The 10,764-nt window shown below is 65.4% G+C and carries 10 protein-coding genes; 5 read left to right on the top strand and 5 right to left on the bottom strand.

Annotated elements, in window-relative coordinates:
* Positions 1–68 precede the first annotated feature (68 nt).
* The 5 genes from SP5_RS09705 to SP5_RS09685 all read right to left on the bottom strand — a co-directional run bounded on the left by SP5_RS09705 (position 69) and on the right by SP5_RS09685 (position 7,284).
* Positions 69–2,741: a valine--tRNA ligase gene (locus SP5_RS09705; RefSeq protein WP_042487655.1), complete on the bottom strand. Its 2,673-nt coding sequence runs from the start codon at positions 2,739–2,741 to the stop codon at positions 69–71.
* A gap of 42 nt (positions 2,742–2,783) precedes the next feature.
* Positions 2,784–4,406, bottom strand: a complete 1,623-nt coding sequence (locus tag SP5_RS09700) for a histidine kinase famiy protein (protein ID WP_042487653.1) — start codon at positions 4,404–4,406, stop codon at positions 2,784–2,786.
* Positions 4,407–4,467: 61 nt separating this feature from the next.
* Positions 4,468–5,034 carry a DUF2497 domain-containing protein gene (locus SP5_RS09695; RefSeq protein WP_042487665.1) on the bottom strand — a complete coding sequence of 189 codons (567 nt, stop codon included), beginning with the start codon at positions 5,032–5,034 and terminating at the stop codon, positions 4,468–4,470.
* Between the two features lie 42 nt (positions 5,035–5,076).
* Positions 5,077–6,609 (bottom strand): TolC family outer membrane protein, encoded by a 1,533-nt coding sequence (locus SP5_RS09690; RefSeq protein ID WP_042487650.1) that lies wholly within the window; start codon positions 6,607–6,609, stop codon positions 5,077–5,079.
* A 6-nt stretch (positions 6,610–6,615) separates the two neighbouring features.
* A complete protein-coding gene (locus SP5_RS09685) occupies positions 6,616–7,284 on the bottom strand; it encodes a protein-L-isoaspartate O-methyltransferase family protein (protein ID WP_157013655.1) in 669 nt (222 codons plus the stop codon).
* 519 nt (positions 7,285–7,803) lie between these two features.
* Here SP5_RS09685 and SP5_RS09675 point away from each other — a divergent pair.
* From SP5_RS09675 to SP5_RS09660, 5 genes are all read left to right on the top strand, one after another.
* Positions 7,804–8,933 (top strand): IS3 family transposase gene (locus SP5_RS09675; protein WP_157013654.1). Its coding sequence is split into 2 segments (ribosomal slippage): positions 7,804–8,056 and positions 8,056–8,933, totalling 1,131 coding nucleotides; the frame shifts between segments, so codons are not numbered across the junction.
* A gap of 118 nt (positions 8,934–9,051) precedes the next feature.
* Positions 9,052–9,528 (top strand): hypothetical protein, encoded by a 477-nt coding sequence (locus SP5_RS09670; RefSeq protein WP_157013653.1) that lies wholly within the window; start codon positions 9,052–9,054, stop codon positions 9,526–9,528.
* Positions 9,528–9,752 carry a hypothetical protein gene (locus SP5_RS09665; RefSeq protein WP_042487641.1) on the top strand — a complete coding sequence of 75 codons (225 nt, stop codon included), beginning with the start codon at positions 9,528–9,530 and terminating at the stop codon, positions 9,750–9,752. Before SP5_RS09670 ends, SP5_RS09665 begins: the two co-directional genes overlap by 1 nt.
* Before the next feature lie 121 nt (positions 9,753–9,873).
* Entirely contained in the window at positions 9,874–10,095 is a 222-nt protein-coding gene (locus tag SP5_RS19965; RefSeq protein WP_084220637.1) for a helix-turn-helix domain-containing protein, read from the top strand.
* A 41-nt stretch (positions 10,096–10,136) separates the two neighbouring features.
* On the top strand, positions 10,137–10,764 hold a 628-nt coding region (locus SP5_RS09660), incomplete at its 3' end, for an HK97 family phage prohead protease (protein ID WP_042487638.1).

Here is a 10,764-nt window from a genome sequence, read left to right as displayed (position 1 = left end):
CCTCGCCCCTCCACCATCGCTGCGCGATGGTCCCCCTCCCCATGCTCAGCATGGGGAGGATTTTAGGGTCAACCCAGGCGACCCAGCGCGGCGTGCAGGCGGGCCGCTTCGGCCATCTTGTCGGCGTGGTCGGCCTTCGCCTTCTCGACCGCTTCGGGCTTGGCGCGTTCGACGAAGCTGGCATTGCTCAGCCGCCCGCCCAACGCGTCACGCTCCTTCTCGACCGCCGCAATCGCCTTGGTCAGGCGTTGGCGTTCGGCGTCGAGGTCGATCACGCCCTCCAGCGGCAGGACGAAGGTCGCTTCGTCCACCACCACCTGCGCCGCACCGCCCGAGGCTTCGCCCTCGGCCGCATCGACGCGCGCCAAACGTGCGAGCGCCGAGGCCTGTCGCGCCAGCCGCGCCGTGGTGCCGTCATTCGCATCGCGCACATGCATCGGCAGGCGCGCGCCCGGCGGCACGTTGAGTTCGGTGCGCGCGGCGCGGATTTCGCTGACCAGACGAATCAGCCAGTCGATCTCACGCTCCGCTTCCGGATCGAGTGCGCGAGCGTCGGCCATCGGCCAGTGCGCCACGATCAGGTCGTGATCGCGCGCGCCCATGGCGTGCCACAGCTCCTCGGTAATGAATGGCATGAACGGGTGGAGCAGGACCAGGATCTGGTCGAGCACCCAGCCCGCCACCGCGCGGGTTTCGTCGCCACCTGCTTCGCCGCCCTGGAGGACCGGCTTGATGAGTTCGAGATACCAGTCGCAGAAACGGCTCCAGACGAACTGGTAGATCGCGTTCGCCGCGCCGTCGAAACGGTAGTCTGCCAGCGCCAGGTCAACCGCCTGCACGGTCTTCACCGTCTCGGCGATGATCCACTTGTTGACCGCCAGGGTGGCGTTCGGAGCCTCCAGCGTCGTCGAAGCGCCGATGCCATTGGCCTGGGCGAAGCGCGCCGCGTTCCACAGCTTGGTCGCGAAGTTGCGATAGCCCTCGACCCGGCGTTCATCCATCTTGATGTCGCGGCCCTGGCTCTCCATCGCCGCCATGAAGAAGCGCAGCGCGTCGGCGCCATATTGGTCGATCAGGCCCAGCGGATCGACCGTGTTGCCCTTCGACTTCGACATTTTGGAGCCATCGGCAGCACGAACAAGACCGTGGAGATACAGTGTCTTGAAGGGCACATCTTCCATGAAGTGCATGCCTTGCATCATCATCCGCGCATCCCAGAAGAACAGGATGTCGAAGCCAGAGATGAGCACGTCGTTCGGGTAGCGCCCCGCCAGCGTCTTGTCGCCGTTGTCGGGCCAGCCGAGCGTCGCGAAGGGCCAGAGGGCGGAGGAGAACCACGTATCCAACACGTCGGGGTCGCGAGTCAGGTTGACGCCCTCGCCTGCCTCAGCCCGCGCTTCCTCTTCGCTCTCCGCGACGAACACGCGGCCATCCTCGGCGAACCACGCCGGGATCTGATGCCCCCACCAAAGCTGGCGGCTGACGCACCAGGGCTGGATATTCTCCATCCAGTTAAAGAAGGTCTTCTCCCACGCCTGCGGCACGATCTTGATGTCGCCGCCGCGCACCGCCTGGATGGCGGGCTGGGCCAGCGTCTTGGCATCGACATACCATTGGTCGGTCAGCCAGGGCTCGATCACCACACCCGAGCGGTCGCCGAACGGGGTCTGGATCGTGCGCGGTTCGGCGTCATGCTCTTCGCCGTCCTTGTCAATGTGCGGGATGAGGACGCCCTCGTCCTTCAACCGCGCCACGACCGCTTTGCGCGCGTCGGCAGTCGTCAGGCCGAGGAACGCGTCGGGGATCAGTCCGTCCGCCGTCTGGACGATGCACGCCTTGGCATCGAGCATGTTGAGCATGTCGCGCGCTTCGATCCCTGCGCGGCGGCCGACCTCGAAATCGTTGAAATCGTGGCCGGGCGTGATCTTGACCGCGCCCGATCCCAGTTCGGGGTCGGCATGTTCGTCGGCGACGATCGGGATCAGGCGGCCGGTGATCGGCAGGCGCACCTGCTGGCCGATCAGCGCAGTGTAGCGCGCGTCGTCCGGGTGTACCGCGACCGCCATGTCGGCCAGCATCGTCTCCGGCCGCGTCGTCGCGACCTCGATAAAGCCCGACCCGTCGGCCAGCGGATAGCGCAGGCGCCAGAAGCTGCCCTTCACTTCGCGCGTCTCGACCTCCAGATCGCTGATCGCGGTGCCGAGCCCGGCGTCCCAGTTGACCAGCCGCTTGTCGCGATAGAGCAACCCCTGCTTATACAGGTCGACGAAGACCTTCAGCACCGCCTTGCTGAAGCCCTCGTCCATGGTGAAGCGCTCATTGGCCCAGTCCATCGAGCAGCCCAGTCGGCGCAGCTGGCCGGTGATCTGGCCGCCGCTCTCCGCCTTCCACGTCCAGACCTTTTCCAGGAACTGGTCACGGGTGAAGTCGGTGCGCTTTTCGCCGCGCGCGTTCATCTGGCGCTCGACCACCATCTGGGTCGCGATGCCCGCATGGTCGGTGCCGACCACCCACAGCGCGTCCTTGCCCTTCAACCGGGCATGGCGGACCAAGATGTCCTGCAACGTGTTGTCGAGCGCATGGCCGATATGCAGGTTGCCGGTGACGTTGGGCGGCGGGTTGACGATCGTCCACGGCTCGGCATGGGGGCGGTCGGGGCGGAACAGGCCCTTTTCCTCCCAATGGCCATACCAGCGGGCTTCGATTGCGGCGGGGTCGAACGTCTTCGGCAGCTCAGTCATGACGCTGCCTTAATCACCCGCGCGGCGTGACGCCAGATGCTATCAGGTCCGGGCGCCCGGCCGGTCGAGCACCGCGCGAATCCGCTCGTTCAGGTCGGCGCGGCGATAGGGCTTGCGGATCAGCTCATAGGAGCGCGCGCCCTCATCGATCGCCTCGTCGGCAAAGCCGGTGGTCAGCAGGACCGACAAATGCGGGTAGTCGCGCCGCACGACCTGGGCCAGCCCGACGCCGTTCATGCCACCGGGCATCAGGATATCGGTGAAAAGCAATGCGAAGTCGCTGTCCTGCGCCAGATGGTCGAGCGCTTCGCGGGCGCTGCGGGTCAGGATAACGTCATAGCCCAAATCCTCGAGCATCGACTTGCCGAGATCGCCGACATCCTGCTGATCCTCGACCATCAGCACGCGTTCGACCCCGCCGCTGCGAGCAGCCTGCACGGGAGCGGCGCGACGTTCGGTGACACCGGCGGCGCGGGGGAAATAAAGAGAGATCGCCGCGCCGTCCGCGTCCGTCTCGACCGTGGCCAGGCCACCCGACTGGCGCATGAAGCCATAGACCATGGCCAGCCCCAGGCCTGCGCCCTTGCCCATTTCCTTGGTGGTGAAGAAGGGGTCGAAAATCTTGTCCGCGATCTGCGTATCGATGCCCGGCCCGTCATCGGCGACACGCACCATGACATATTCGCCGGGTTCCAGATTGGCAGGCCCCTCGGGACTTTCGCCGGACTGGATCATGTTGCGGGTCGAGATCGTGATCTCACCCTGCCCCGACCGTCGACCGATCGCCTCGCGCGAATTGGTGACGATGTTCAGCAGCGCCATCTCGGCCTGAACCGGATCGATCCGGCAATTCCAGAGATTTTCCTCCAGCCGCTGGCGCATCATGATGCCGTCACCCGCCGTGCGGTTCAGGATCGGGCGGAAATCCTCGATCAACTGGTTGAAGTTGAGCAGCCGATCGCGCAATTCCTGCTTGCGGGCAAAGGCAAGCAATTGCTGGGTCAGCGTCGCGCCGCGCGCGGCAGCCGCACCGATCGCCTCGACCGCGCGCCTACCGCTGCGATCATTCTGGTCGACCCGCGCCTCGAGGATATCGGCATAGCCGATGATGACCTGGAGCAAATTGTTGAAGTCGTGCGCGATGCCGCCGGTCAGCTTGCCGACCGCCTCCATCTTCTGCGCCTCATGCAGCGCATCCTCGGCCTCGCGGCGGCGCGAGATGTCCAGCTGGCTGCTGAAGAAATAGACCAGCTCGCCCGCATCGTCATAGACCGGCGAGACGAACAGCGCGTTCCAGAAAGTCGAGCCGTTCTTGCGATAGTTGAGCAGTTCGACCGCGATCTCGTCGCGCCGCGCGATCGCCGCGCGGACCTGGGCCACCACGTCGCGGTCGGTTTCCGGCCCCTGCAGGAAACGGCAATTGGTGCCGAGGATTTCTTCCTCGGAATAGCCGGTCATGAAGCTGAAGGCTTCGTTGCAAAAGACGATGGGATTGTCGGGCTGCCGGGGATCGGTGACGATCATCGGCATCCGCGTCGTCTTCACGGCGGCGAAGAAGATGTCCGACTGGCCCGAATGGGGCTGTGTCGCATCGGCGATCGGCGGGGACGACACGTGCGAACGCGTCGATTTCGACAGATCGGGCGTCTCGGGTGTCGGGTTCATGCCCAACGAACCCGGACGAATGCCGCCGGTTCCCCCCGAACGGAAAAGCCGGCGGGCAGGATCAACGGCCTTCGCGCGTGATCCGGGCGATTTCGCGCGCGACCATCGCCTCGACCATCTCGGGCAGATGGGTGTCGAGCCATTCGCGCAGCATCGGGCGCAGCATGTCGCGAACCAGCCCTTCGAGCGTGCCGTCGCTGGTGGGTTCGGGCTTGACCATCATACGGCTGAGCGCCTCCAGGGAACCACGGCTGGCCTCGGCCACGCGCGGGGAAACGATCGCCTCCTCGGCATCGTCCAGATCGGCCTGGACCGACGGGGCGGCGGGAGCGGGTGCGGCAACATAGGCCGACGGCTCGGGAGCCGGGGTCGGCGCGGGAACCGGTTCGGGCGCCACGGCGCGCATCGCCGATTCGGCGGCACGGGCGGCGGCGGCCTCGACCTTCATGCGCAGCGGCATGGGATCGCTGAGTTCCAGGACCTCGGGCGAATCATCCTCGACCGCAGGCGCGGGCACGGGGCGCGGCTGGCGACGCTGGCGGGCAGGCACTTCGCCCTCTTCGGCAATGATCCGTTTGATCGAGGAGAGGATCTCTTCCATCGACGGCTCGGCGCTGATCTCACCCATGACCGCAAACCCCATTCTTGCCCCCAAGGCCCCTGCCCGGCCTTATTGCCGGCTTGGTGCCTCCGCACCTGTGGTTAATGCGGGGCTTCTGTCAACAGGGGCGTTGACGTCGGGGTCGAGCGGACGGGTGATCGCCGCCGTCTGGGCCGGGGTTCCGGCGGTGGTGCCAGCGACCGGCGCAGGCTCGCCGTCGCCGCCCCAGTCGTTGATCTTGTTGCGGACGCGCGTGTAGTTGGCGACCGGATCATAGAGCGAACCGCCGTCCAGCCCCAGGTCGCGCGCCTCGGCATTGCCCATCGCCGCGATCAGCGCGAAGCCCGCGACATAGGCGTCGCGTCGCGCCGTCACCAGAGTGACCTGGCTGTTGAGCAATTCCTGCTCGGCGTTCAATATGTCGAGCACGGTACGGGTGCCGACGCTGTTCTCGGCCCGCACACCCTCCAGCGACAGCGAGTTGGCGCGCACCGCCGATTCGGCCGAGGCGATCACCTGTTGCGAGGATTGCCAGACGGCATAGGCGGAGCGGACCTGCGCCACGACCTGCCGCTCGGTGCCGGTGGCGTTTTCCAGTGCCTGGCCACGCAGCGCCTCGGCCTGGCGGACCTGAGCCGCGGGACGTCCGCCCTGGAATAGCGGCATCGACAGCTGCGCCCCGACCGTCGCGTTGATGCCCGAGCCCGGCACGCTGCCCGCCCCCGGCGGCACGTTGATCGAGCCGAGATAGTTGAAATAATTCCCACTCGACACGGCCGAGATCCGGGGCAGCCGGTTGGCGCGCGCGACATTGATGTCATAGCGGGTCGCATCCGCCGCGCGCCGTGCAGCGATCAACTGCGGATTCTGGTCGAGCGCGACCGCCACCGCCTGGTTGGGCGAAGCGGGAAGCGCGGGGAGCGCGGGCGGCTGTTCCAGACCGACCGGCGCGACGCCGACGATGTTGACGTAGTTTTCCCGGCTGGAGATCAGGTTCGCCTGCGCCGACTGAAGCTGCGCACGGGCCTGCGCCAGACGCGCCTCGGACTGGGCGACGTCGGTGCGGGTCAGGTCGCCGACCTGGAACCGGTCGCGCGAGGCGCGCAAATTGGTGTCCAGCACATTGACGTTGCGGGTGTTGAGGTTGACGATCGCCTCGTCCCGGATGACGTTCATGTACGCCGCCACGACATTGGTGAAGAGGTTCGCCTCCACCCCGCGCAGCTGGGCGCGCCCCGCATCGACCCGCGTCTCGGCGGCGCGCACCGCATTCTTGACGGCGCCGCCCTGATAGAGCGGTACGGACAACTGCAATGCGCCGGTCGCCACCCGCTCCGGATTCAGGAAGTTGTTGTTCGCGACGACGACATTGTCGGTAAACTGCGCCGTGGATTGCAGGGACGGCAGGCCATTGGACCGCGCGATCGGCACATTCTCATCGGTCGCGCGCTGGGCGGCGCGCTGACCGGTGATCGTCGGATTGCTCTGATACGCCCGCACCATCGCCTCGCGCAACGTCTCCGCCGAAGCCGATCCGGCCAGCAACAGGGCCGAACCGATCAGAACGCCGGAGGTCAGGGAGGAAGTCAGGTGCAGGCGCATGGTCCCTCAGAATTGAAAGGCGCGAGGACGGGCAAAGCCCGGCAGGATGGTGCATTCGGCATCGGCAAAGGCGCGGACGCCGTGGCCGCCTTCGGTTCGACGACCGCTGGCCAGACGGGTGACGCCGTTCTCGACCAGGCCGGTGACGATCCGGCCGCCGATCTTGACCTGCTCGACCAGCGCGGTCGGCAGTTCCTCGACCGCGCCGTCGATGACCAGCACGTCATAGGGGGCCGCGGCGGCGTGCCCGGCGTTCAGCGCGCCCTGCACGAATTCGACCTTGGCCTCACCCGCCAGCGCGGTGCGCGCGGCGGCGACCAGATCGGCATTTTCCTCGACCGCGATCACCCGGGTCACGATTTCGGCCAGCAGCGCGGCGGTATAGCCGGTGGCGGCACCGATCAGCAGCACGCGGTCGCCCGCCTCCAGATAGGCCTCGGTCAGCAGACGGCCGGTCGCCATCGGCAGGTTGACCGCCCGCCCCTGGCCCAGGTCCAGCATCCCGTCGCGATACGCCACGGGCCGCAGCGCCTCGGGCACGAACGCCTCACGCGGGACACGCGCCATCGCGGCGACGACACGCTGGTCGCTGACCGCCGTGGTGCGCAGCTGGCTGGCCACCATCGCATGGCGCATCGCGTCGAAATTCGAGGAATCAAAGCTGGTTGTCATCATCGCCCTACCCTGTCGCACAGCCGTTTTAGTTGTGCAATACACTAAATTGGTTCCCGCCGCTTCTATCGCGTGGGGCGATTTCCGCCAAGCGCGGTTGCGTGTTGAGGCGAAGCGAGCGCTCGACTGTTAATCGAGCGGCCATGCGCGTGGTCAAGTTGAGCAGATCAGAGAAAAAGAGGAGGCCGTCGCAAGCGCACCGGACTGACACCGGAATGAGCCCATCGGCTCCGGGATGCCAGGGCCTCCCTTCGGTGGTGTTTAGAAGGCCATATGAATGCGGTATTATGGCGCAACGGCACCAAGCGTGCCGGAAGCTAAATACCTATCTGACGGGGCATGAGCGCCACGTCCAACCTCGTCCACAATCTCGAACATCGGCTATCGCATTTGCGTGGTGAGCGCGAAGCGATAGCGTCCGAACTGCGATCGATCGAAGAGAGCGTCACTCGCCTCTCGGTGACGTGCTCCCCTGAAACTCCGCCAGTTTGAGCTAGAGTCCGGCTTCGTGAGGAGACGGACGTGAAGAAGACCGGGTTCAGCGAGGAGCAGATCATTGCGGTGCTGCGCGAGCAGGAGGGCGGGATGAAGACCGCCGATGTGTGCCGCAAGCATGGGATCAGCAGCGCGACGCTGTACGCGTGGAAGGCGAAGTACGGCGGCATGGATGTGTCGCAGGCACGCAAGCTGAAGGTGCTGGAGGAGGAGAACGGCCGGCTCAAACGACTGCTGGCCGACGCCATGCTCGACAATGCCGTGCTGAAGGAGGTGGCGGGAAAAAGCTGGTGAAGCCCGCCGCTCAGCGGAAGGCTGTCGAGCATGCGCGGCAGCTGTTCGGCATCAGCGAGCGTCGGGCGTGTACCATCTTCGGCATAGATCGAACGTCGGTGCGCTACGCGCCCCGGCGCAGTGATGATGGCGACCTGCGGTCGCGGCTGCGCGAGATCGCGGCCGAGCGTCGCCGCTTCGGCTACCGGCGGCTGGGGATCATGCTGGCCCGCGAGGGTCTGGTCATGAACCACAAGAAGCTGCTGCGGCTGTACCGCGAGGAGAACCTGCGGGTCAGGCGCCGGCGTGGCCGCAAGCGAGCGATGGGCACCCGAGCGCCGATGACGCTGCCGCAGGGTCCGAACCAGCGGTGGAGCCTCGACTTCCTCAGCGACACGCTGATCAGCGGCCAGCGCATCCGCATCCTGGCGGTGGTCGACGACTTCACGCGGGAATGCCTGGCGCTGGTGGCCGACACCTCGCTGTCAGGCGCGCGTGTCGCTCGTGAGCTCGACGCCATCATCGCCGTCAGAGGCGTGCCGCCGCTGATGATCGTCAGCGACAACGGCACCGAGCTGACCAGCCTGGCGATCCTGAGATGGACGCAGGAGCGACCTGTCGAGTGGCACTACATCGCGCCGGGCAAGCCGCAACAGAACGGCTACGTCGAGAGCTTCAATGGCAGTCTGCGCGACGAATGCCTCAACGAGACGCTGTTCGTGTCGCTCGGCCATGCCCGCTCGGTGCTGCGGCTCTGGCGCGACGATTACAACCATGTGCGGCCGCATAGTGGTGTTGGCGGGCTGACGCCCGCCGATGCTGCCAGGCGGGTTGTGCAACACCGCCCCGAGGGGCACCATACCAACCCCGGACTCCAGTTATGACTGGTAGAGCTTTGGGGAGCACATCACACCCCTTCCATTTCGAATTTCCATCACTTCCTCCGCACGAAAAGCCGCAGAAATCAGCCGTTTCTCAAATTATAATTTGGAAGGACCCCCGGTGACTCGCAACCTCCACTTGGAACCACAACTCCTTCCGGTGGGCCTGCCACCGAAATTCGAGGAGTTCTATCGTGCCAGCCTGCGTCGTGTGGCGGGATCGCGGATCAACGCGACTGACCTTCGCAACGCCTATCTGGGGTGGGCCTGTGACCGCAACGCACCTGGTCTGGAATTTCACGACATCAAGCGACTGATGGCCTTCATCGGACACAGTCGTAAAAACTCGAATGGAGTCCAGTATCTGGACCTCGCCTTCGCTGCGGATCACCCAGGCTTAGGGGACACGCTTCCCGATCCGTTCTGGGGCATGGTTGCAGCGGGCGAGCCGATGGATGCGGCGGTCGCTCGTGAGGTTATCTCACGCATCGACGGCATGCTGAAGGAAATACTCAACCTCCGGCAGATCGTCAGCAACGCCGCTGATCGCGGCAACCCGGTCGCGGCTGCGCAGCGCACCTTGGGCCTGTTCGACTGATGGCGCAGGACAATGACGCGCCGCTGTGGGTCACCCTCGCTAACGCGGCGATTGTGGCAACCCCGGATGAGCCGCAGGCCGTATCGGCCCTGATGCACGCTGCTGCGGCAATTCTCGATCGTCGCTTTGGATCGGTCGAGGCGTCCCGCCTCATACGTGAGATCGCATTGGACGCTGAGGCCCAGATCGTCGGCGGGAGCGGGATAGTTGCCACAAAGCACTGACCATCGCGGGTCCTTCCCAGGCCCAGGGCCTAGTCGCGGTGTGGCTGAGCGCGACCTTACGCCACCTACCCCCAATCCTGAATTTTGAACTGTATGAACTTTTGAACAGGACACATGAACTATGTCGCAGGGCTGCATGTATGACCACGACGAGAAGAGCGCCGCGCGAATTCTGGGTGTATCTGCACGCACGTTGAGAGCATGGCGGAAGGGTGGAAAGATCGGCTATTACCGCACCCCAGGGGGCCGGGTGCGGTATAGCGTCGAGCAACTGATAGACGTGCAGCGCGCTGGGTGCGTCCCCGCCGCGAATGGCCGCACATTGCCGCATACTGCCGCTTAACGGTAATCGACCGCTCCAAGGTCAATCGGCCAGATGCTCGCATGATCAACGCGAGCGAAATCACCGTAGAACGGCGCGCCGATGCCCCCGCGATCTCGCGTTCCGCATCGCTCAATCCGGCGACCTGGGATTCGACCAACAGGACGATCGAGGTCGTATGGACGACCGGCGCGCGGGGTGCCCAGTTCGACTGGGACAATCTCCGTGTCATCGAAGAAGAGCTGTCGACTGACGCGACCAGCGTTCACCTCCAGCGCCTGAATAGCGGAGCGCCCGTCCTCAACGCCCACAGCCGGGGCGACCTTTCCTCTCAGATTGGCGTCGTCGTGCCGGGCAGTGCCAAGATGGTCAGTGGCCAGGGTGTGGCGCTCCTCCGCTTGTCGGCCCGGCCGGAGATCGCCTCGATTATCGACGATATTGCCGCTGGCATCATCCGAAACATCTCGGTCGGCTACATCGTCCACGCGTGGGAGGTCGAAGAGCGCAACGGCACAACGCCGATTTGGCGCGCAATAGACTGGGAGCCCACCGAGATCAGCTTCGTCCCGGTGCCGCTCGACCCCGGTGCGCAGGTCCGCGCGACCACCGACCTTCATCCATGCATCATCCGCCAGAAAGGCAAAGCCATGACGACGCCCGCAATCAATCACACCTCCACCGAGGACAACG

It is taken from the genome of Sphingomonas parapaucimobilis NBRC 15100, assembly GCF_000787715.1.
Taxonomy (GTDB): domain Bacteria; phylum Pseudomonadota; class Alphaproteobacteria; order Sphingomonadales; family Sphingomonadaceae; genus Sphingomonas; species Sphingomonas parapaucimobilis.
This window is presented reverse-complemented; position numbering and strand designations above follow the sequence as displayed.